At 33.2% G+C, this 24,781-nt stretch carries 21 protein-coding genes and 1 other annotated feature; of the genes, 1 reads left to right on the plus strand and 20 read right to left on the minus strand.

Annotated features, from left to right (window positions below):
* Positions 1-82: 82 nt before the first annotated feature.
* From BMX09_RS01140 to BMX09_RS01175, 8 genes are all read right to left on the minus strand, one after another.
* Positions 83-928 (minus strand): class C sortase, encoded by an 846-nt coding sequence (locus tag BMX09_RS01140; protein WP_177159481.1) that lies wholly within the window; start codon positions 926-928, stop codon positions 83-85.
* Positions 918-1,820, minus strand: coding sequence for a class C sortase (locus BMX09_RS01145; RefSeq protein WP_089745800.1), 903 nt, complete (start codon positions 1,818-1,820; stop codon positions 918-920). Before BMX09_RS01145 ends, BMX09_RS01140 begins: the two co-directional genes overlap by 11 nt.
* Positions 1,820-2,785, minus strand: coding sequence for a class C sortase (locus BMX09_RS01150; protein ID WP_407645241.1), 966 nt, complete (start codon positions 2,783-2,785; stop codon positions 1,820-1,822). The genes BMX09_RS01145 and BMX09_RS01150 overlap by 1 nt, the downstream gene beginning before the upstream one ends.
* Positions 2,786-2,847: 62 nt before the next feature.
* A complete protein-coding gene (locus BMX09_RS01155; protein ID WP_089745801.1) occupies positions 2,848-4,017 on the minus strand; it encodes an MSCRAMM family protein in 1,170 nt (389 codons plus the stop codon).
* A 320-nt stretch (positions 4,018-4,337) separates the two neighbouring features.
* Positions 4,338-4,520: a DNA-directed RNA polymerase subunit beta gene (locus tag BMX09_RS01160; RefSeq protein ID WP_089745803.1), complete on the minus strand. Its 183-nt coding sequence runs from the start codon at positions 4,518-4,520 to the stop codon at positions 4,338-4,340.
* A complete protein-coding gene (gene mreB, locus BMX09_RS01165; RefSeq protein WP_218138903.1) occupies positions 4,507-5,592 on the minus strand; it encodes a rod shape-determining protein in 1,086 nt (361 codons plus the stop codon). Before mreB ends, BMX09_RS01160 begins: the two co-directional genes overlap by 14 nt.
* A gap of 164 nt (positions 5,593-5,756) precedes the next feature.
* Positions 5,757-8,183, minus strand: coding sequence for a leucine--tRNA ligase (gene leuS, locus BMX09_RS01170; protein WP_089745807.1), 2,427 nt, complete (start codon positions 8,181-8,183; stop codon positions 5,757-5,759).
* Positions 8,184-8,254: 71 nt separating this feature from the next.
* Positions 8,255-8,459 (minus strand) — a binding site (T-box leader).
* Between the two features lie 26 nt (positions 8,460-8,485).
* Positions 8,486-10,252, minus strand: a complete 1,767-nt coding sequence (locus BMX09_RS01175) for a muramidase family protein (protein WP_089745809.1) — start codon at positions 10,250-10,252, stop codon at positions 8,486-8,488.
* Between the two features lie 697 nt (positions 10,253-10,949).
* Between BMX09_RS01175 and BMX09_RS01185 the strand changes: the two genes are divergently transcribed.
* Entirely contained in the window at positions 10,950-11,537 is a 588-nt protein-coding gene (locus BMX09_RS01185; protein WP_322787573.1) for a tRNA (mnm(5)s(2)U34)-methyltransferase, read from the plus strand.
* A gap of 7 nt (positions 11,538-11,544) precedes the next feature.
* Here BMX09_RS01185 and pgmB read toward each other — a convergent pair whose 3' ends face one another.
* The 12 genes from pgmB to BMX09_RS01245 form a co-directional block, all read right to left on the minus strand.
* Positions 11,545-12,213, minus strand: a complete 669-nt coding sequence (pgmB, locus tag BMX09_RS01190; RefSeq protein ID WP_089745811.1) for a beta-phosphoglucomutase — start codon at positions 12,211-12,213, stop codon at positions 11,545-11,547.
* A gap of 66 nt (positions 12,214-12,279) precedes the next feature.
* Positions 12,280-14,553 carry a glycoside hydrolase family 65 protein gene (locus BMX09_RS01195; RefSeq protein ID WP_143054357.1) on the minus strand — a complete coding sequence of 758 codons (2,274 nt, stop codon included), beginning with the start codon at positions 14,551-14,553 and terminating at the stop codon, positions 12,280-12,282.
* Positions 14,554-14,570: 17 nt separating this feature from the next.
* A complete protein-coding gene (locus BMX09_RS01200) occupies positions 14,571-15,386 on the minus strand; it encodes a DUF1189 family protein (protein WP_177159482.1) in 816 nt (271 codons plus the stop codon).
* Positions 15,387-15,441: 55 nt separating this feature from the next.
* Positions 15,442-16,308: a sugar ABC transporter permease gene (locus tag BMX09_RS01205; RefSeq protein WP_089745817.1), complete on the minus strand. Its 867-nt coding sequence runs from the start codon at positions 16,306-16,308 to the stop codon at positions 15,442-15,444.
* 1 nt (position 16,309) lies between these two features.
* The gene (locus BMX09_RS01210) at positions 16,310-17,605 is read right to left on the minus strand and encodes a carbohydrate ABC transporter permease (protein ID WP_089745819.1); all 1,296 of its coding nucleotides are present in this window, start codon (positions 17,603-17,605) and stop codon (positions 16,310-16,312) included.
* A gap of 105 nt (positions 17,606-17,710) precedes the next feature.
* The gene (locus BMX09_RS01215) at positions 17,711-18,967 is read right to left on the minus strand and encodes an extracellular solute-binding protein (RefSeq protein WP_089745821.1); all 1,257 of its coding nucleotides are present in this window, start codon (positions 18,965-18,967) and stop codon (positions 17,711-17,713) included.
* 149 nt (positions 18,968-19,116) lie between these two features.
* Positions 19,117-20,829 (minus strand): alpha-glucosidase, encoded by a 1,713-nt coding sequence (locus BMX09_RS01220; RefSeq protein ID WP_089745824.1) that lies wholly within the window; start codon positions 20,827-20,829, stop codon positions 19,117-19,119.
* Positions 20,830-21,011: 182 nt separating this feature from the next.
* The gene (gene frr, locus BMX09_RS01225; protein WP_089745826.1) at positions 21,012-21,572 is read right to left on the minus strand and encodes a ribosome recycling factor; all 561 of its coding nucleotides are present in this window, start codon (positions 21,570-21,572) and stop codon (positions 21,012-21,014) included.
* A gap of 1 nt (position 21,573) precedes the next feature.
* Complete coding sequence (gene pyrH / locus BMX09_RS01230) at positions 21,574-22,296, minus strand: UMP kinase (protein WP_089745828.1); 723 nt, start codon at positions 22,294-22,296, stop codon at positions 21,574-21,576.
* A gap of 105 nt (positions 22,297-22,401) precedes the next feature.
* Positions 22,402-23,286 (minus strand): translation elongation factor Ts, encoded by an 885-nt coding sequence (gene tsf, locus BMX09_RS01235; protein WP_089745830.1) that lies wholly within the window; start codon positions 23,284-23,286, stop codon positions 22,402-22,404.
* Positions 23,287-23,435: 149 nt separating this feature from the next.
* Positions 23,436-24,203, minus strand: coding sequence for a 30S ribosomal protein S2 (gene rpsB / locus BMX09_RS01240; RefSeq protein WP_089745832.1), 768 nt, complete (start codon positions 24,201-24,203; stop codon positions 23,436-23,438).
* A 214-nt stretch (positions 24,204-24,417) separates the two neighbouring features.
* Entirely contained in the window at positions 24,418-24,759 is a 342-nt protein-coding gene (locus BMX09_RS01245) for a DUF5684 domain-containing protein (protein WP_089745834.1), read from the minus strand.
* Positions 24,760-24,781: the final 22 nt, after the last annotated feature.

The raw sequence follows: 24,781 nt of genomic DNA on the forward strand, positions 1-24,781 counted from the left end.
AAGGAATCATATCCATTCATTACAGTAAGCTTATATTGTCTAACCGAAACGCCTTGTGACATCTAATAGAATCTAGCTAACCTTAATGGACATATTGATAAAATTTCTTAAAGACTACTAACAATAATACCCATGAAAAAGCTGTTATTGACCATACAACATTGCGCAAAATCTTTGCTTGCTGATGAAGAACAGGGTGCGTATCATCTTTAGTTGCTAATTCTTCTGATGGAGTATCTAAAGGAGTTTCTTCAGGATAAACACGGTCGCAATTGACTAATAATCGTTGATAACGTGGGGGTAAAAATGGTTCACAAGTTAATAATGTCAACATATCCCGCCCCTCAATTGGTGCTAATTTTTGCCATTCTGAAGGATCGATAACTTCTGTATCGCTAACTTCATAAACTAATTCCTCATTATTTCGCTCAATATATATTTTATCGCCTGGTTGTAAATCCCCCAAACTCCAAAACATAAAATTCTCATAGTAGCCACGGTGTCCTGCAATCACACTTCGCTGATCCATTCCACCAACTGGTAAAGATGTGCCATCAATATGAGCTGTTCCAATTCCTAAATGATAATCCGACGCCCCTAAATAGATTGGTTCTAAAATATTTAAGGAAGGAATATTAATATAAGCAAAGATAGCATCTGGATTATCCATAATTTGATAATCTATTTGAAATTCATCAGTGGCAAAAGGGTCCACCACCGAAACCTCTTTCCCTAATAATTGATTATTATAATCATCAATTTTTTCTTGTTCTGTTTGTATTTCTTCACTAGTAAGCTTATGACTTTGATATTTTTCATAAGCCATTTTATTTTGAATAAAACTCATACTTAATTGAGTTAATAAATAAAGCGGCAAACAAATACCAAGCATCATCAATAAATAGCCAATTATTTTTTTACGACTCATTTTCTTCTCCATAAGTACGCGCTTTCCTTTCAAGTTCTAAATAAATTTTTTTCTTTCTTAAAGCATCATGTCTCGTATATAAAACAATTGCTAATAAGACACCGACAATTAAGACTTCAAAGACAATATAATCCTTGTATTTATCATTTAATGAGCGACTAATAGCAACCCCATCATCAACTGGTGCGACATACGGAATGCGGTGTCCTCTTACTAATAAACGATGTGAATTAATCATATATGGTGTACATGTTAATAGTGTCGCATAGTCTTGCCCCTCTGTTACTAATACTGGATCAAAATCAGACGGTTCCACTGTTAAAATTTGATCTACTTCATAAGCCAATACTGTTTCAAGGTTATGAATATAAAAGACATCCCCTTTTTTAACTTTATCTAAATGAGTAAATAACTCAGCTGTCGGTAACCCACGATGGGCTGTAATGACTGTATGAGTACTATCTCCCCCAATTGGTAATGACGTCCCTTCTAGGTGACCAGCACCTTTTTGCAAGACACTCTCCTTGGTTCCTGCATATATAGGAATTTTACAATCAATTGATGGAATTTCAATAAAACCTAATTTTTCTTCAACTTCAAGCATTCGAGCATATTCTGCTATTCCTTCTTTTTCTTTATCTGTATAAGGGTCAGCTAATCTTGTTGGATCCAAAACAGCATTATATGCACGCGCTAAATCCATTCGTTTAATAATTTCCGATTCATCCATTTCACTAACAGATTTTTCAAATTCTACTAATTGATTTTGCGCTTCAATACGATAATAATATTGACTCACTAAAGGATATAATAACACCATCAATCCTAAGAAGAAAATGACTGCATATGGCCATTTTTTTCTCTTTTTCTGTTGTTTTTCTTTTCTTTTCATTATTTGTCTTCATTCCCTTTAAATTTTATTTTTCTTGACTCTTGTTTTGCAAGTAATTCTTTTTTATTATTCATAAATTTTTTTGCTAATAAATGATAATAAATCGCTAAAGCAATTAAAATAACAATCACTACTAATAGGCCATAGAATAAATATTGATAAAGGAATGTCTGCTTACTTTTAGCCATTAAACGTTTATCGATGGCTGCTTCATATGGAACACGATGCCCTCTTACTAACAAACGATGCGTATTAATCATATATGGTGTACACGTTAAAAGTGTTGCATAATCATGTCCTGGCTCAATTAATAAATTTTCAAACTCGTGCGGTTCTATTACTTTTATCTGATCCACTTGATAAGCTAAAATCTCCCCAACATTATGAATATAAAAGCGATCCCCTTCTTTTACTTCTTTTAAGTCTGTAAATAATTTAGCTGTTGGTAACCCAGAGTGGGCAGTAATGACGGTATGGGTACTATTCCCACCAACAGGCAATGACGTCCCTTCTAAATGTCCGGCGCCTTTTTGTAAGACATTTTCACCAGAGCCAGCATAAATCGGAATATCCACATCAATCGAAGGAATCTGAATATGGCCAATTTGCTCATTAATCTCTAACATTCGAGCATATTCTGCACGTCCTTCTTTACGATTTTTTTCTTCATATGGGTCTTCAGATACATTATTCACTAAAGAGTCATTAAATGCTTTTGCTAAGCGTAAGCGTTCACTAATTTCTTCTTCTGTCATGGCACTTTTTTCTTCATCAAAGACTGCAATATTTTGTGTCGAGGATACACGGTAATACATTCTGGAAATTTGTGGATACAAAAAAATCAACAATCCAATGGCGAACAAAAAATAAAATGGTAATTTTTTTCTTAATGGCTTGCTTTTTTTTGAAGAAGAACTAACTTTTTCTTTCTTTTTATTTACTATTCTACTATTTCTTTTCTTCACTGATTATTCTCCCTTAAATTTAAAATAAGGGATTTCCAATTATGAAAATCCCTTTCGTCTACTTATTTAACCTGCTTTTCTTTCACCATCATATAACCAATTATTCCAATTACTAATCCTAATAGTGCTACTAAAAACAATGTAACATCACCAGTATCTGGAATTAGTGGTTGACCAGGATTCATTCGCTTATTCTCAATAGTAATCATTTGTTCCATAGAGGCTTTATCAATAACAAACTGAACTGGTCCAGATAATGGTAAATACCCTTGAGGTGTTTCAACTTCCCATAAATAATACTCCCCATAAGGTAAATTATCAACCATAAAATAGCCTTGTTCATCTGAAGTTACAATATACTCTACACCATCTTTATAAACTTTATCATAAAACTCACCATTTTTTTGAGTCACTAAAAACTTAACATTTGCAATTGGTTGTGGTTTTGGATCATTCGTTACTTTTCTAAAGTTAATACCACCTTCATGTTCTTTAAAGTTAATCACTTCAATATAAGATATTTTATTAGGTTCCACTGTAAAGAATGAATCTGCTTCACGAATCTCATAACCTTCTGGCGCTTTTATTTCATGAAATACATAGTCCCCAGCTGGTAAACCTGCAACCACAATCTTCCCATTAGCATCGGTTACTAATACTCCTGGCAATCCATCAGCCGCATATCTTCCATCACGCATCGGCACGGGTTTGCGAACATCTCTTTCAATACGATATAGTTCAAATTCTGCTCCCGGTAAAGCTGTTCCATCACTTGATTTTTTTAATAATTCCACTCCACCCGGCTCTTCTTTTTTAGGCCTAACTGTTATATTATCCGTGTTAGTAACGGCAAAAACAAAAGGCACTACTTTTCCACCAATATCATGTTCTTTTTCCCGAACATAATAACTACCAATTGCTGCAGAAATAGTTACTTGCCCAAATGAATCACTTGCTACATTTTTAATTCCATGCGGATACTTTTCTGTAATCTCATCATTTGTCATTCCTGCAAGTTCACTCATAATAGTCTCAATATCTGACGTTAGATCGTCGTCTGATAATTTCCAAATGGTTAACTCTCGATCTGCATAATCACTTAATTGTCCTGTTGTTCCTTCTAAATCAATTGTTACCGCTGCTTCATCAGCACCATATATTGTTATATTTGAAAAAACTAAGAATGCCAAAGCAAATAATGATAACAGATACCTCATTTTTCGTTTATTCATTGATTTACATCCTCTCTTGATTCGATAATAGCTTTATTTTTTCATTTATTCTTATTACTTTATAGAATAGTCTTGCTATCCTATCGATCAGTTATTCCACTATTAATAATAACATATTTTTATCTTATTTTAAATAAAAACGTTACACATTTAACTTTTATTATTTTATCTATAAGATTAAAGTAACTTAAAAACCGCTTATTTAAAACATTTCTAGCTATATTCTAGTATAACAATCTATTTTTGTTTTGTGACATAATTATGTCGCAAAACAAAAAACTCTCAAGTTCGATACTGAGAGCTTTTTATTGATATCCCTTTTAATGTAAAAAATTCACTATATTTTGCCATGTTGATGGTTTAAAAATATCAAAAATACTCTCTCCATCTCCAATTACCGCATAACCAATCATTAAACCAATACAAAAAACTACTAAAGCTAACAAAATAATTAATAAAACGCGAATCAATGCTTTTAAGAAAAATTTCTTACTTTCTATCATTCTCTTCTCCTTTTTCTTCAATCATATTGATTGTTGGATTCAATACTACACGATTTGAACTAAATAAGCGTTTAATAAATGACCAAGGATTTTCATCATGCTTAATGCGATCTAATAATTTACCTGTACCAATTGCGACACTATTTAAAGGATTATCCACCACAAATACTGGCACTTGTAATTTTTCTGCTAATAATTGATCCATCCCGTGAATTAATGCACCCCCACCGGTAATACTAATCCCGCGATCAATAATATCGCCAGCTAATTCTGGTGGTGTCTCTTCTAACACTAAGCGCGCTTCTTCGCAAATAGTCTCTAATACTTCTTTCATACAGTGATAGATTTCATTAGAATAAATGGTAATACTTTTTGGTAAACCAGTCGTCATATCGCGACCTTTAATAATCATATCGGATTCTTTTTCTAATTCGATAGCTGTTCCTAAGTTCATTTTAATATCTTCTGCGGTACGTTCACCAATAATTAATTGATACTCTTCTTTAATATAATTAGTAATTTCATGATCCAAATCATCACCAGCTAACTTAATGGAGCGACTTGTGACACAACTTCCCATCGATAAAACCGCAATATCACTTGTTCCACCACCCATATCAATCACCATATTACCAAATGGTGAGAAGATATCCAAACCAACTCCTACTGCAGCTACTTTAGGTTCTTCTTCTAAATATATTGATTGGCCACCACATTTAACAGCTGCTTGAATAATTGCTTTTTGCTCAACGGTAGTAATATTAGTTGGAGTACAAATTAAAATATCTGGTTTTCTGATATAGCTATGTAAGTTCAATCGGCGAATAAAATGTTCAAGCATCTGTTCTGCAATTGAAATATCTGCAATTACGCCACCTTTTAATGGATGGATAATTGAAATATCTTTTGGTGTCCGTCCTAGCATTTGATAGGCCTTTGCGCCAGCTGCTATCACTTCACCTGTTTTATTATTTACTGCTACTAATGAGGGTTCATTTAAAATAACTCCTCTATCTCTTAAATATATTAAGACATTTGCTGTCCCTAAATCAATTCCAATATCTTTTACCATTATGTTGTTCCTCCGTATTGTAAGTTCATTTTATTATATCATAAAAATACGAATGTGAAAATTTTTCTACTATACCACTAATAAATGAACCTTTTCCATACTATGATAGAACCAATAAAAAAGATGACCCATTAATTGGATCACCTTCCTTAGCTAATATTATATTAGTTCGCTACAATATTAACTAATTTACCAGGAACTGCGATAACTTTACGAATTGTTTTTCCGTCAATTGTCGCTTTCACTGCTTCATTTTCTTTTGCAATTGTTTCTAATTCTTCTTTAGTAGCATCTGCTGGAACCATTACTCGTGCCTTGATTTTCCCATTAACTTGGAAGATTACTTCGATTTCATCTTCAACTAACATTGCTTCATCATAAGTTGGCCATGCCGCAAAAGTAATTGATTCTTCGTTGCCGAAAATTGACCAGATTTCTTCACACATATGAGGTGCAATTGGTGCTAATAATGTTACTAAACCTTTCATATATTCAAATGGTAATGAGTGAGCTTTATAAGCATCGTTAACGAAAATCATCATTTGTGAAATTGCTGTATTGAATCGTAAAGCTTCAAAGTCTTCGGTCACTTTCTTAACTGTTTGATGGTAAACTTTATCTAATTCACCTTCATTAATGGTTGTAATGTGATCACGCATTTTACCTTCGTCATCAATCATTAAACGCCATACACGGTCTAAGAACTTGCGACTACCTTCTAAGCCATCTTCACTCCAAGCAATTGAAGCATCTAATGGTCCCATGAACATTTCATATAAACGTAAAGTATCTGCACCATATTCTGCTACAACATCATCCGGATTTACGACATTCCCTTTAGATTTACTCATTTTTTCAGGGCGACCATCTTTACCTTGTGCTAAAATCATTCCTTGGTTAAATAATTTTTGGAATGGTTCTTTATTTGGCACAACACCTAAATCGAATAATACTTTATTCCAGAAACGAGCATACAATAAGTGAAGTACCGCATGTTCAGCACCACCAATATATAAATCAACTGGTAACCATTTCGCTGCTTTTTCTGGGTCAACAATTTGGGTTTCATTCTTAGGATCGATGTAACGTAAATAATACCATGAACTACCAGCCCATTGTGGCATTGTATTTGTTTCACGACGACCTTTCATACCTGTTTTTGGATCTTCTACATATAACCAATCTTCAATCGCTGCAAGTGGTGATTCTCCTGTACCACTAGGGCGGATTTTATCAGTTTTTGGTAATACTAATGGTAATTCTTCTTCAGGTACAGCTGTCATTGTACCATCTTCCCAGTGAATAATCGGAATTGGTTCACCCCAATAACGTTGGCGAGAGAATAACCAGTCACGTAAGCGGTATGTTACTTTTGCTTCACCGATTCCTTGTTCTTTTAACCATTCATTCATTTTCGCAATAGCTTCTTCTTTATTTAGCCCATTTAAGAAATCTGAATTAATATGTACGCCGTCGCCAGTATAGGCTTCTTCTTCAATGTTTCCACCTTCGATAACTGCTGTAATTGGTAAATTAAATTGTTTAGCAAATTCATAATCACGTTCATCATGAGCTGGAACCGCCATAATTGCGCCTGTACCATATGTGCTTAATACATAATCAGCAATCCAGATTGGCATTTCTTCGCCATTTACTGGGTTAATAGCATAAGCTCCTGTGAAGACGCCTGTTTTATGTTTTGCCAGATCAGTACGTTCTAAGTCTGACTTTTTAGCTACTTCTGCAATATATGCTTCAACAGCTTCTTTTTGTTCTGGAGTAGTAATTTTTGAAACTAATTCATGTTCTGGAGCTAAAACAGCATAGCTAGCTCCAAATAATGTGTCTGCTCTAGTTGTGAAGACTTCAAAGGTTTCTTGTGAATCTTTAACAGCAAATTGTAATTGCGCACCTTCTGAACGACCAATCCAATTACGTTGCATTTCTTTAATGCTTTCTGGCCAGTCAACCTCTTCCAAATCTTCTAATAAACGATCTGCGTAAGCAGTAATTTTTAACATCCATTGTTTCATTGGTTTACGAATAACTGGATGATTACCACGTTCTGATAAGCCATCAATTACTTCTTCATTGGCTAAAACAGTTCCTAATGCTGGGCACCAGTTAACGGCTACTTCTGCCTCATATGCTAAGCCCATTTCGAATAATTTAGTAAAAATCCATTGTGTCCATTTATAATATTCTGGATTAGTTGTGTTAATTTCACGGTCCCAGTCATAGCTGAATCCTAATTCTTGAATTTGGCGCTTGAATGTTTGGATATTTAATTGTGTGAAGTCTGCTGGGTCATTACCAGTATCTAAAGCATATTGTTCAGCAGGTAAACCAAACGCATCCCATCCCATTGGGTGAAGTACATTATAGCCTTGTGCACGTTTCATACGAGAAACGATATCTGTTGCTGTATAGCCTTCTGGGTGTCCTACGTGAAGACCTTGTCCAGATGGGTATGGAAACATATCCATTGCGAAGAAGTTTTTCTTATCTTCATCTTCTGTTGTTTTGAATGTGTGATTGTCTAACCAAAATTTTTGCCATTTTGGTTCAATTACTTTGTGATCAAATGTCATTTTTTTCTCTCCTTTTTATTGGGTTTTACGTATATAAAAAGCCCTATAAAAGCCTACTACAAAATAGACCTTTATAGGACGAGTTAACGTGGTACCACCTATTATTTTACTTATCATGCCATTAACGCTGGCGAGACGATTTGCTCTAATAAAGCCACTAAAGCTTGTTCAAGTAAATAGCTAAAAGGCGAGTTCGAACAAATTCTAGATGCATTTCCACCAACCATGCACTCTCTATCCAAGTCTTTATTCTACTATTCCTTTGTACGCTTCTTCTATATAAGTCTTATTTTATCAGATTTTTAGGCAAGCTTCAATACTTGATTTGGTTGAATAATATTAGTTGTTAAACCATTTAAGCTCTTTAATTGTTCTAATGTTAGACCATTATTTTTAGCGATGCGCCATAAGTTATCTCCAGCTTTAATTGTATAGGTTTTTGAAGTTGCTTCTTTAGCTGTTAGGGCAACTGATTGATTGGTTCCTTTACCAGTGATAGTTAATGTTTGCCCTGGATAAATAATCACATCTTCTGTTAAATGATTGATATCTAATAATGTATTAAGTGAGACACCTATTTTACGAGAAATTCCATATAATGTATCGCCTGCTACAATCGTATAAGTTGTTGTTGATTGCGACACTGCTTTTTCTGCTTCTTTTTCTTTAACTGGTGTGACAATAGCTAGTTGTGGTGTTGCCACTTCTTTTGCTTGATTACTTTCTTTTGCTGGGATTGTTAATTGTTGCCCCGGATAAATAATCGTATCTAAAGTTATGCCATTTAAGGTTACTAATTTAGCAACTGGAACACCTGTCTTACGAGAAATTCCATATAATGTATCACCTGCTACAATCGTATATTGACTTGATGCTGATGCTTTAGCTGGTTGTGGTGTTGCCACTTCTTTTGCCGGTTCTTTCGCTCGATTACTTTCTTTCGATGGGATTGTTAAATTTTGACCTGGATAAATGATTGTATCTAGTGTTATGCTATTCAAGCTTAATAATTTAGCAACTGGAACACCTATCTTACGAGAAATACCGTATAATGTATCACCTGCTACAATCGTATATTGACTTGATACTGATGTTTTAGCTGGTTGTGATGAAACTGGTTCGTTATGCTCTTCAACCGCTGTATCCATTGCCACCTTATCTTCAATGACTTTATCTTCCTTGACTGCTGATGTGCTATCCACTGTCTTTTTATATGGTACTTTTAAATTTTGACCTGGATAAATAATTGTATCTAAAGTTATGCTATTTAATTGTAATAATTCAGCAACTGCTACACCAGTTTTGCGAGAAATTCCATATAATGTATCACCTGAAACGACTGTATAATTTGTTTTAGAAATTTCATGATTTATTTGTTCAACTGTTTGATAATCAATTACTTCTTCGTTCGAGTCATAACGTGTTAAATCAAATTGTTCGATAATACGATTTAATTTTGAACCATATGCGCTATCTGTAGCATAACGACCTGTTAGGTGAGCTGTCGCATCTTTATAGCTAGTCGTATTACTCTTCCATGCACCAGCATAATAATTATGGTCAAATGCTGGGCCTGTTAATAACACTTGCGTATAATCTTCTAATGATTGTTCATATGATGGATACTTTCTAAAATTAGCATTAATTTGATAATAATTTTGATTACCACTATCTTCTAGAGTTGGCATATTAACTGATTCACCTTTATAATCACCTTTAATGCCAAATAAATTATAATTTGGAGCTTTTGATAATGTACTATTCCCCATACCTGTTTCTAATGCTGCTTGCGCTAACATTACTGATGTATATAAATCTTTACCTTTTGTTACTTTTTGAGCTGAGGGGATTAATGTATTGATAAATTGATTGTTCGTTAAACCGACTGTCGCTGCTTCGGCTTTTTGAGACGTTAATAATTGCGCTACTGGGGATACATATAATCCCATCATAACAGTCGTCCCCATCATTGCAACGGATTTTTTCATTGAATGATTGATTCGTTTATATGATTGATATTTATCCATAGCTTTTTGCTTTGTAATGCGTTGTTGACGTGTTACATACATATTTCATTTTCCTCCTTTTATCTTATCATATACTATTATAATCATTCTAAATACCCTTTAGAAGGCGAACGATATACGAACAAAGATTTAGTTGTCCAGTCTTAACAATCGTAACTATCTTGTAATATTTTAGTATCTTTCTAATTTACAAGAAAATAGTGAAAGCCTACTCTTTTAAGGGTAGGTTGGATAACGTTTATATAATTAGTGTATATTAACGTTAGATTTATACATGTAATATGATATAATTAAAGTATGAAAAATAATTATAAGTATACAAAAACAACTGTATCTTTGATAAATTATCATTTTATTTTTTGTCCAAAATATAGTTAACATACAAAGAGATTTATACAGTGTTTTCTTATTGACGAATATAGCAAGTGATTTGAAAATTTCTATTTGCTGCATAATTCAGAAGTAGATAGATTAAATGGACATAAGAATTTGAGTAGTATCGTAATTTAAAGTAAATATAAATATAAATAGGTTTTGATATAAGCCTTATGCTATCGTTCATTCATTGGAGTGATTGATAGTAAAAGTCTTATAGAAACAGATTAATCTGATATGATTTCGAAAATGTTTGAAAGTCTATATATATAAGAAACCAACAAGCTTTAACCGTTGAAGTATCAAAATCATTATGAAAAACAGAATGATATTAGTGTATTTAATATCAAAAGGAGAGGAAATCATGCAAAATTCAAAAAACTATAGTCATACGCTACTTCGAGAAATTATTTCTATTGGAGATACTGTAATCGATGCGACATGTGGTAATGGAAATGATACATTATTCATGGCTCAACTCATTGGCAAGAGTGGCCAAGTTCTTGCTTTTGATATTCAACAACAAGCCATTAATAATACTTTAACACTAATCCAGCAAAATAATTGCGACAAACAAGTCTCTTGTATTAAAGATTCTCATAGTAATCTACCTAAATATATTGACTCTGACACAAAAATCAAAGCCGCCATTTTCAATTTGGGGTATTTACCTAAAAGTGACAAATCAATTATCACTTTACCAAAGTCTACTATCGCAGCCATTAATAGTATACAAGATTATTTAATACCCGGCGGACGAATTGTTATTGTTGCCTATTATGGGCATCAAAATGGTCAAGAAGAATTAGATGCTATTAGTACATATCTTAGCCAGCAAGACCAACAAGACTGGTCTGTTTTACAATATCAATTTATTAATCAAAAAAATTGTCCTCCAATCTGTTTTTGTTTAGAAAAAAAGCAAAAAAATATTAGCTCGTGTTTGAGCTAATATTTTTTTATTTAGTATGGGCAACTGCTACTAATATATTGTCTAATGCTAATTCTTCTGTTGATGAAATTAAATAATCAGCCGCTCCTAATGAATCTTTTGAACCAATTCCCACAGAAAACATACCCGCTGCATTAATTGCTTCAATTCCAGCAGGTGCATCCTCTATACCAACACATTCTTCAACAGATAAACCTAATTGACTAGCTCCTTTTTGAAAAATTTCAGGATCTGGTTTACCATGTGTTAATTGTGCAGGATCAACAATCGTATCGAATAATTCTTTAATTCCTAATCCTTCTAATAAAAATGGTCCATTTTTACTAGCGGATGCTAAGGCTAATTTCATATCTTTAGCTTTTAATTCTGTTAAAAATTCTGATACTCCAGGTAATAAATCTTTTTTCGTTACATCTTTAATTAATGAAACATAATGTTCATTCTTTTTAGCTGCTAGTGCTTCTTTTTCTTGCTGATTATATAATTGATCTTTAGCTCCATATTTTAAAATACGCTCCAAAGAATCCATGCGACTAACACCTTTTAATTGTTCATTGAATTCTCGATTAATCATAATATCTAACTCTTTAGCTAATGCTTTCCAAGCTAAAAAGTGATACTCGGCTGAGTCTGTAATAACGCCATCTAAATCGAATACAAATCCTTTAATTGTCATCTTTGACCCTCCTAATTTTCCAGAACAGAATATCGCAAATCTTTTTACAATTTGCGATAGTTCTTTTTATAGTTTTACGATAACTTTTTCTGTTAAAACTGTTTGTTCTTGATTAATCTTGATTGGTAATGATTCACCTTCAATTAATTTAATAATGCATTCATGCTTATCAACAATCACTTCAATTAAGCTATCGCGGAAATTGATTTTGAAAGTATAGCCTGTCCAATTTGATGGCACAAATGGTTTAAAACTTAATTGTCCATCAATTACTCTCATTCCAGCGAATCCTTGCACAATTCCTAACCAACTACCACTCATTGATGTAATATGCAACCCATCTTCTGTATCATTATTATAATTGTCTAAATCAAGTCTTGCCGTACGAGCATATAATTCTACTGCTTTTTCTTCTTTACCTAATTCTGCTGCTAAAATGGCATGAATACATGGCGATAATGATGATTCGTGAACTGTTAACGGCTCATAAAAATCAAAGTTACGTTCTTTTTCTTCTAAACTATACATTTCTGGGAAGAAATACATATTTTGCAATACATCAGCTTGTTTAATATATGGTGAACGTAAAATCTTATCCCAAGACCAATTTTGATTTAATGGACGATCCTCTGGGGCTAATTGGCTAACTGGTGTTAAATCTTTATCTAAGAAAGTATCATGTTGTACATAGATACCTAATTCTTCATCATATGGATAATACATATTGTCGATAATATCTTGCCATTTTTCTTGTTCTTCTTTAGTTACTGCTAATTTATTTAAAATTGTTTTTTCGCCATTTTCTAATGATTCTAAAGCATAACTAATTGACCATGCTGCTATTTTATTTGTATGGAAATTATTATTCACATTATTTTCATATTCATTTGGTCCAGTAACACCATGAATCATGTATTTAGCTTTGCGTTTTGAATAATGTACACGGTCAGCCCAAAAACGTGCAATACCTACTAATACTTCTAAACCTTCACGTTCAATATAACTAGTATCACCTGTATAATTCGTATAATTATAAATAGCATGAGCCATCGCACCATTACGATGAATTTCTTCAAAGGTAATCTCCCACTCATTATGACATTCTACTCCAGTAAAGGTTACCATTGGATATAATGCTCCTGCTAAACCTTGTTGTCTAGCATTATGATAAGCTTCTTCTAATTGATTGTGACGGTAAACTAATAATTGTCGTGTCACTTCTTGAGGTGTAACTGATAAATACATTGGCACAATATAAGCTTCAGTATCCCAATACGTTGCTCCACCATATTTTTCACCAGTAAATCCTTTTGGTCCAACATTCAAGCGTGAGTCTTCTCCATAATAAGTTGAAAATAATTGGAAGATATTAAAACGAATTCCTTGTTGAGCTTCTTCATCACCTAAAATCATGACATCAGCTTGGTGCCAACGTTTTTGCCATAGAGCAATATGCGCAGCTTTTTCTGCATCATAACCATTAGTCGTTACTTCTTCTAAGATTGCTGTAGCTTTTTCTACATGATGCTCAACTGCTACATCACGACTTGTTACAACTGCTACTGCTTTTTCTAAAGAGATTGTCTTATTTTCAAGAAGTGTCATATCATATTTATGGCGAACTTTTAATTCTTCACTTTCTAATGTAGGCAATGTCATTACTGATAATTTATTTTTCATAGCCGTTGTAACACTAAATTGTGGAATATCAAAATTATTTGGCATTGTTTTAGTTGTTAAATAAGCTAAGTCTAATTCATTGCCACGAGCTTCTTCTAACCAAAATTGTTCATCATAATTACTATCTTCATTTTGTACATTACCATCAAGTGCTGGCACCAATTGAATATCTGCCCTACCTTCTAAGATAGTAAATGTTACTTTCATAAATGCTAATTCTTTTGTTTTAATGCTTAAAAAGCGTTCAAATTCAAAATGAATTTTAGTATCTTTTTTCGTCACATCAAAACTACGATATAAAACACCTTCTTGCATATTTAAAGATAATTCAAAGTTTTCTACTGAATCAATAGCTAAATCTAACTTTTCTCCATTAATCATGATACCTGTTGCAATAAAATTAGTGGCATTGATAACTTTACCAAAATATTCTGGATAGCCATTTTTCCACCAACCAACACGTGTCTTATCTGGGAACCATACTCCCGCAATATATGTGCCTTGATGATGATCGCCTGAATAACCTTCTTCAAAGTTACCACGCATTCCCATATAACCATTCCCAATCGATGTTAAGCTTTCTTGTAAACGTCGATTGTCTTTATCTAAATGATGAGTTGATACTGTCCATGGATCAATCTCAAAAAGACGCTTTATCATTTGTATATCCCCCAGTCCTATAATTCAATTTCATCTTGAAAATGTGTTTTATAAAATACTAATGTCATCATTAAAATCGTTCCAAATACCTGGATATTCATAATTGTTATTGGACTATCAACTTTAAAACTGACTAATAATGCTAATAATGTTGGTAAACCATAACAATTCACCAATAAAGAAACAGATTCTTTATATGAAGCAATATCAAATATTTTAGCTTTCTTCGTTAATGAAACTAATAAGCCCCCTACGAAAATCAGTAAAATACTACCGACATAAATAATTAAAGCGCTAACCATGATTAACATCACTACCACACTAAATTGATTCGATGCAAACCATTGACTATTGATCAATTCTTTTAGCTTATCGACGGTATTATATTGCGATAATAATATGCCATCTCCTTTAATTGACATCATAATATTTTCACCTGTTTTATAATGAAGAATCCATCTCTCTTTCGTTACTACTAGACCATCTTTTTTGCTCATTAGATAATCTTCTTCGCTTTTTTCATCTGGTAAAACTGCCACAAAATGATTATCTTTTTCAACAGTTACAGGTTCGCCTACATATTGATTATGAACCAATTTACCCTCTTTTACAGCATAGATAGTATCTTGATCAATACTTTTTAAGCCATCTTTAACGAATAATTCATAGTCATAATTTTCTAAAGTTGCATAATCTATTGTTGATGGTATTAATACTAAAGCGTTTAAAAAGATAAAGATAAAAATGATTTTCCACCAAGATAATTCTTTTCTAAAGGCAAATATCTTTTTAGGCAAATATATATTTTCAAAATATGATAAGGGAAACGGCATACTATAAAACTCCTTCATACAACAAAATCTGTTCTGTTGTTTAATTTATTTATTTTTATCCTTTTGTTCCACCTTTTGTTAACCCTGATACAAAGTTCTTTTGTAAGAAGAAGAACAGTGTACAAATTGGAACTGCTATTAAAATTGCTCCTGCTGCGAATAATGTGACACGTTGATTTTTTGAATCGGTAATAAATGTTTGTAAACCTACCGCAACAGTATAAGATTCTTTTGTACGTAATAAGAATTTAGCTAACATGAAATCGCCAAACGGCCCCATAAACGCCCATAATGCTTGAACAGCAATCATCGGACGAACTAATGGTAATACGATTTGATAGAAAATACGGAAGTGTCCTGCACCATCTAATTTAGCTGATTCGTCTAATGTGTAAGGTACTGTATCAAAATAACCTTTCATTAACCAAGCGTTCATTGGAATACCACCACCTACATAGATCATAATTAAGAACCAGTAGTGGTTTAATGCACCGAATAACCAAGCCATTACGAAGAAGGCTGTTAAAGCAGCTGTTGTTGGTACCATTTGAATAATTAAGAAAAACATAAGACTCTTCTTACGTCCAATAAAATCATAACGACTATAAGCATAACCAGTTAATGTAATAATAAACACTTGAATAATCGTTGTTAATACAGCAACAATTAAGGTATTCATATACCACGTGCCATACAATGTATCATTAAATAGTGTTTTGAAATTATCTAATGTCCATGCCCCACCTAAATCAAATGTAAATGATGTTAAATTCCCTGGTCTAAATGCCGAACTAATCGTAACCAATAATGGGAAAATAATAATGATTGATAATAAGATTAAATAAAAATAGGTGAAGAATTGCGTTAAGAAGCGTTTACGTTTAATCGAATTATTAACTTTTTTTGATTGTGTATTAGTCATATTACTCATCCTCCATATTAAACGCATTTAGTTTCTTGAATACAATTAATGATGTCGTAATAACAATTAATGAAATAATTAATGTTACTGCTGCCGCCATTGAGAATTGTGGTGATGTTTGAGTTGTTAATTTAAAAATCCATGAGATTAAAATGTCTGTTGAACCAGCTCCCCCACCAACACTACCAGGGCCACCATTATTAAATAGGTAAATAATTGAAAAGTTATTAAAGTTAAAGGTATATTGTGTAATTAAAGTTGGTGCTGCTACTGCTAAAATCATTGGTAAAGTAATTTGCCAGAATTTTTGCCAAGCTGTAGCCCCATCAACCGTTGCAGCTTCATATAAATCTGCTGGAATTGATTGTAAAATTCCTGATACTAATACATAAATATATGGGAAACCTAACCAACCTTGAATCATAATTAAAGCTACTTTTGTCCATGTTGGATCTGTCTTCCATGGTACTAAACCAATATCAATTGGTAAAATATGATTTAAGAATGGGATAACTTGAATATTCATCGCACCAATCGAATCATTAAAGAAATTACTAAAACTTAAAATTGTTATAAACGCTGGAACTGCCCAAGGTAATAAGAAAATAACCCCAAAAATACGTTTGAATTTAATGAATGATTGATTAGCGATTACCGCTGTTGCTATACCGATAACGATTTGCAATGATGAGGCACATAATGTCCAAATTAATGTCCATGATAATACTGAAGTGAATGCATCTCTAAAAGTACTTAATTGAGCCATATTCGTAAAGTTTTTAAAGCCAACCCAATCTAATAATGCATTTGGTGGAATATGTTTAAAATCATAGTTGGTAAATGCAATTAATAATGTTACTAATACAGGGAAAACAATTGCAAATGTCATTGCTAAATATGCTGGAATAATTAATAAATACGGAAAGCCGAATTCATAAATAGCTTGAATTGTTTCGTTTAATGTATAAGGAACTTTAATTCCATCATTAATTTTTTCTGCTACTTTTTTGGCATCTCTCATATTTGCAATATGGAAGCCAATTATAATGACGGTAATAATAACTTGCATAGCACCTTCAATTAACATAAATAATGAATGATCTTGCATCGGCGTTGAACCGAGTGTTACTAATCCAATAAGTGCTGGAATTCCAAATGAGACAATTTCAATTATTTCTAATATAAATAATATTAGAAAGGCCAAGCCCTTTACCTTTTGTTGATTGTAGAACTGTCCTAAACCAGGAATAATTGATAGCAACATTGCCTTGTTCGGATTTTTTTTGCTTTCTAGCATACTAATCCATCCTCTCGTTTTTTAATACCAATTTTAAAAAATAGGCAAGGCCAAGCACTGATATTAGCGCTCCGCCTTACCTGATTAATTACTAATTATCATTGATTATTCAGCATGTTTTTGTTCAATTGAATCATTAATTAATTTTACGGCTGCTTGAGCTGCTTCTGCAGCATTTTCGCCTGAAGCAGCATCAAAGAACATTGTCGCACCTGGTTCCCATACTTCTGCCATTTCTGGAATATTTGGCATTGGTTGAGCATTTTCGAATTGAGCAATAACTGCTGCTGATAATTCTGTACCATTTGCTAAAACATCTTTACGAGCTTCTAAGTTTGCTGGAATTTCTTGTGTTGCTTTATAGAATTCTTTTTGGTTTTCACCATTTGTAACATAATCAACCCATTTTTGAGCTTCTTCTTTAACTGTTGAGTAGTTAGAAACAACCCATGCTTTACCACCACCAAATGCTTCATAACCTTTACCATTGTCTAATAATGGAATTTGAGCTGCACCAAAGTTAACACCTGCTTCTGTTAAGCCTTGTGCTTGCCATGGTCCTTCGATGATTGCGGCTGTTTTTCCGTCTTTGAATTGTTGTAATGCAAAGTCACCTGCTTTAGAAACATCTTTCATTCCTTGTGGCCACATTGCATACCATTTATGAGCATATTCTAAACCTTCAATAGCTCCTGGAGTTGCTAACCCAACATCTTTCGGATTAGTACCGTGGTCGCCGAATACATATCCACCGTATCCTCCGATTAATCCATATGCATAATAGAAATTAGTCCAATTTGCTAGGAATGCTGTATTAGTTCCTTCTTCATTTTCAAATGCAAATTTTGGATCATTTGCTAAAGCTTCTAATTCAGCAAATGTTGCTGGAGCTTCTTCTAAAATATCTTTATTATAGTATAAAATTAATGATTCAATAACTGCTGGTTCACCATAAACAGTACCATTAATTGTTACTAAGTTTTTAGTTGTTTCGTCAAATTGATCTTTATTTCCTAATTCAACTGGAGCAATCTGTCCTTCACTACCAAGACTACCTACACGATCATATGGAGACATCATAACGTCCGCTGCTGTTCCTGTTGGTCCGTCTGTTGCTAACTTGTCCAAGTTTTCTGTCATTGAATCAATGCTAAGTTCAATTTTGACATTATTTTCTTTTTCAAACTTTTCTTTAATGCTATTGATATAACTTTCATAACCTTCATCAACTGAAATCTTTAATGTTTTTACACCATCTGCATTTTCTGCTGGTTTATCACCATTATTTCCACAAGCAGCTAATGTTAATGCTGATGCTACTGTTAAAGTTCCGATTGATAATTTTTTCAAGTTCCATTTCATGAGTAGTTCCCCCTTATGATTTTAGCTTTTTTGTAAACGCTATATTTATATTATTATTATGCTTTATAATACGGTATATTGCAAGCGTTCACAGGATTGTTACCGATAACAAATTGCATTCCCTTTTGCATACTATTTCCGATAGTCATTTATTTAGCAAAATAATTTTGTTTTTGAATAATAGTCACTCCATATGCTGATAAGTGAATCGTTTTATCTTGATGATTAATCCCTTCATTTTCTAATAAAATATCATATGTTTCTAACGAAAATTCTTGTGGTAGGGTAAATGCTTGAGGCTCTTTTGTTAAATTACAAATAACTAATGCTATATTTTCTTCATTTTTACGTTGATAAACATATAGGGAATGATTAGTGTCTAATAACTGCCATGAGCCACTTGTAAATAAAGCCGATTTTTTTAAAGAAATTAGCTGTTTATAAAAGTTATAGACAGATGTTTCTCGTGAAACTTGTTCTAACACATTGTATTTTTCTTCAACATTCACGCCGCCCCAAGGTTTGGATGTTGAAAATCCTGCAAATTCACTTTGATCCCACTGCATTGCTCCACGACTAGCATCTTTTACTGTAGCTGCTAAATTCGCTAAAATTTCATCGTCTGTATACCCAATTTCACGTGATTTTTCAATAAATTCCTGGCTTTCTGGTGCGACAAATTCATCTAAAGAATTAAATACTAAATTCTTCATTCCAATTTCTTCACCATTCATGATAATTGGTAAACCTTTTTGTAAATACATCAACGCAGCTAACATTTTTGCACTTTGTTCACGAAATTCTTCACAATCGTTGCCGAATCGACTAACAACACGCGCCATATCATGGTTATTCCAATATAATGTTGGTCCTCCCATATCTTGGAACGCTTCTTGCCACTCAGTCATTACTTGTTTAAAATCAGGAATTTTTAGTTTCCCTGGTTGTAAGTTACCTGGAATTCGACTATCCTTTGCATCCCAATCTTCTGTAAAGTAGCGGAATGTAATTACAGAATTACAGCCACCTTTTTCTGGATTTGAATATTCTACTCCTAATGTTGGAGATGATGATGCTGCTTCTCCAACAATAAAAATATCTGGATACTCTTTTCGTAATGTTTCAGCCCATTCTTTCATATATGGATTCACATTTGGCTGATGGGCATAAAATTCTTCTGCAATCGCTATTTCACCAGGTTTTGCCCAACTAACATCTGGATAGCCAGGTTCTTTACCAATATGAATAAAAGCATCTACACGGAATCCATCAATCCCTTTTTCTAACCAGAATAAAGCAATTTGATTGATTTCTTCACGAACTAGAGGATTTTCCCAGTTCAAATCTGGCATCTCTTTTGCAAATAAATGGAAATAATATTGACCAGTTGCCGATTCACGTTCCCACACTGATCCACCAAAGAATGATTGCCAATTATTTGGTAATTCGTCACCCGATTCACCTTTACCATCAGCCCATAAATAATAATCACGATAAGGATTGTCTTTTCCCTTTAAAGCTTCTTTAAACCAAGGATGTTGATCAGAAGTATGATTGGCTACAAAGTCAAAAATAACTTTAATATCACGTTGGTGTGCTTCATTAATTAATTCTTCAACATCCTCCATTGTGCCAAATTCTGAATCAATAGTATGATAATTAGACACATCATACCCATTATCTACTTGGGGAGATTCAAAAATTGGATTTAGCCATAACATATTCACACCTAAATCTTTTAAATAATCTAAGCGAGAAATAATCCCTCTAATATCGCCAATTCCATCATTATTTGTATCTTGAAAACTCTTTGGATAAACTTGATATAACACAATATCGTGCCACCAATTAGTATTTGTCATGTTATAACCGCCTTTTCTTATTCTATACTTCATACTTTATCTTAGTCATTCACAAATTACAACAAGTGGCTGATAGTTACCGGTATCAAAGTAATCCATTCAAAAAAAACACATTCCCACTCTTTAAAGATATTTTTGACCACAAAAAAAAGATTGTAGGAAATCCCTACAATCTCAAACAATTATACATCTAATAATTCTTGCTCTTTATCTTTCGCAATTTGATCAATATTTTTTACACTATCATCTGTAATTTTTTGCACATCTTTTTCAAGACTATGTAATTCATCTTCAGTGATTTCTTTAGCTTTTTCTAATTTTTTAAGCCCATCAATCGCATCACGACGGATATTACGAACACTAATTTTAGCAGTTTCAGCTTCTTTACCTACTTGTTTTGCTAAATCTTTACGGCGCTCTTCTGTTAATTGTGGAATTACTAAGCGAATAGCACTACCGTCATTTGTTGGTGTAATACCGATATCTGACATTAATAATGCTTTTTCGATATCTTGTAATGAAGATTTATCATATGGTGAGATTAATAACATTCTAGCTTCTGGTACTGTTACTGAAGCTACTTGGTTAACTGGCGTCATAACACCATAATATTCTACTTGTACTCGATCTAATAGACTTGCATTAGCACGTCCAGCACGAATAGCTGCTAATTCACGAACTAAAGCTTCTTCTGTTTTATGCATACGAGTTTTTGTATTTGAAAGAATTTCTTTTGCAGTCATTTTATTTCCCCCTTACAGTTGTTCCAATATTTTCACCTAGTACTGCGCGGCGAATATTTCCTGATTCATTTAAATTAAATACTACTAATGGAATATCATTATCCATACTTAATGAACTTGCTGTAGTATCCATAACGTTTAATCCTTTTTGAATAACATCTAAGTGAGTTAATTCCTCAAACTTACGAGCATCTGCTTCAATACGTGGATCAGCATCATAAACACCATCCACATTGTTTTTAGCCATTAAAATAACATCTGCTTCAATTTCAGCTGCACGTAAAGCAGCAGTTGTATCAGTTGTAAAGTACGGATTACCTGTACCCGCTGCAAAAATAACAACACGTTCTTTTTCTAAATGACGTACTGCGCGACGACGAATATATGGTTCAGCAATTTGTCTCATATCAACAGACGTTTGTACTCGAGTTGGAACTCCAGCATTCTCTAATGTATCTTGTAATGCCAATGCATTCATAACAGTTGCTAGCATTCCCATATAATCAGCCTGTGCACGTTCCATACCCATTTCGGCACCAATTGTACCACGCCAAATGTTTCCACCACCAACTACAATTGCGATTTCCACACCTAAATCGTGAACTTCTTTAATTTCTTTCACCATTTCTTTAATAGTGGGAGGGTTGATTCCAAAACCTGTCTGACCCGCTAACGCTTCACCACTTAATTTTAAAACAACACGTTTATATTTTGGTTGAACCATTGTTATTTCCTCCTTAAATTCCTTTAGAAAACTTGTTTCTACCTATAGAAAAGGAGAACAGTAACAAAAGCTACATATTCTCCATTTATTAATAATTAATAATTATTATTTATTTACTTGGCTCATAACTTCTTCAGCAAAGTTATCAACACGTTTTTCTAAACCTTCACCAACTTCATAACGGTAGAATTCACGTACTTTACCATTATTTGAAGAAACGAATCCTTCAACAGTTAAGTCTGGGTTTTTAACGAATGGTTGGTCGTTTAAGCTGATTTCTGCCAAGAATTTATTTAAACGTCCTTTAATCATTTTTTCAACGATGTTAGCTGGTTTACCTTCGTTTAATGCTTGTTCAGTTAAAACTTTTTTCTCATGTTCTAATTCTTCTTCAGAAACTTGTGAACGGTCAACATATTTAGGGTTGATTGCAGCGATGTGCATAGAAACATCTTTAGCAACAGCTTCGTCAGTTGTTCCTTCAACTACAGTGATAACGCCAATACGTCCGCCCATGTGTAAGTAAGCACCAAATGAATCGTCATCAGATTTAGTAATGATTTCAAAACGACGTAAAGTAATTTTTTCACCGATTACAGTAGTTGCTTCAGCGATAACATCAGATAATTTTCCTTCTGGTGTTTCAACTTCTAAAGCTTCTTCTACAGTAGCTGGTTTGTTATCTAAAATAGCTTTAGAGATTAATGCTACTAATGCTTGGAATTTGTCGTTTTTAGCAACGAAGTCAGTTTCAGCGTTGATTTCAACGATTACTGCTGTGTTTCCTTCTACTAATACGCTTGTAGTACCTTCTGAAGCGATACGGTCTGCTTTTTTAGCTGCTTTAGCAAGTCCGTTTTCACGTAAGAAATCTACTGCTTTTTCCATGTCACCTTCAACTTTAACTAATGCTTTTTTAGCATCCATCATACCTACGCCAGTCATATCGCGTAATTCTTTTACTAATTTTGCTGAGATTTTTACAGTCATTTCATTTCCTCCTAAGTATTATTCATTCATTGTTTATTATAATCAATTGCTTGATTGTTTGCATTATTTTCTTAAAAAAAAGCTGTTTGAAACACTGAAAGTTTATCATAACAATAGCTTTCTTATTCCAAACAGCATAAGTTTAGTGATTATTCAGCGTTGTTGCCTTCAACTAATTTTTCAATATCTTCTAATGAAGTATCTTTGTCTAAGTCTTCTTCAACTGCTACGTCTTCACCTTGGTTACCTTCGATGAAAGCATCAGCCATACGACCTACGATTAATTTAACCGCACGAATAGCGTCATCATTTGATGGGATAACAACATCGATTTCATCTGGATCACAGTTTGTATCAACCATAGCAACGATAGGAATGTTTAATTTGTGAGCTTCTTGAACAGCGATGCGTTCTTTACGAGGGTCAACAATAAACATAACATCAGGAATACGAGGCATATCTTTAATACCACCTAAGAATTTTTCTAAGCGGTCTAATTCTTTTAATAAGATACCAACTTCTTTTTTAGGTAATACTTCGAAAGTTCCGTCTTCTTGCATTGTTTGAATTTGTTTTAAGCGTTTGATACGTTTTTGAATAGTGTTCCAGTTAGTTAATGTTCCACCTAACCAACGGTGGTTGATGTAGTATTGACCTGAACGGATAGCTTCTTCTTTAACAGCATCTTGTGCTTGTTTTTTAGTACCTACGAATAATGCGATACCACCATTTTCTGCAACTTCGCGCATGTAGTTGTATGCTTCTTCTACTAACTTAACTGTTTTTTGTAAGTCGATGATGTAGATACCGTTTCTTTCTGTGAAGATATATCTCTTCATTTTTGGGTTCCAGCGACGTGTTTGGTGACCAAAATGTACACCAGCTTCTAATAATTGTTTCATTGAAATAACTGCCATTTTTTCTTTTCCTCCAATTTGGTTTTTATTTTTTCCTCCCCAACCTTCATCAATGTGACAACTTTATGATAAAGCACCAATCACATTATCCAGTTAGGTGTGAAATACGGTTTTTATACCGTTTATTATCATACAATATTTATAACTAAATTGCAATAAAAAATAGAGAAAAAAGTAGATTTCTACTACTCTTTCCTCCAATATTATCTTTATCTTATATATGGCCTAAATATTCCTCATCACTAAATCCTAAAATAATCATAAATATCGGTCTAAATAACCAAATGGCAATCCCATAAAGAGTCCCTTTTCCATAAACTTTCGCTAAATCGATTGACCATTTAAAATCAATAAAAATTTGAACAATCGGAATAAACAACCATAAGAAACGCCAGCCATTTCCATAAACAATTTTATATAAAATATATAAATTGTAAATTGGAATCAAGCTTTTCCAACCGGCTTCATCAGATTTTTGATATAACTTCCACATGCCAATTACGATTAACATATATAAAATACTTGCTAAAATACTATTGCTCGGTGATATTTCCATATTACTACCTACTTTCTTTAAT

Origin of the sequence: Granulicatella balaenopterae, assembly GCF_900111135.1 — a bacterium.
Lineage (GTDB): Bacteria > Bacillota > Bacilli > Lactobacillales > Aerococcaceae > Granulicatella > Granulicatella balaenopterae.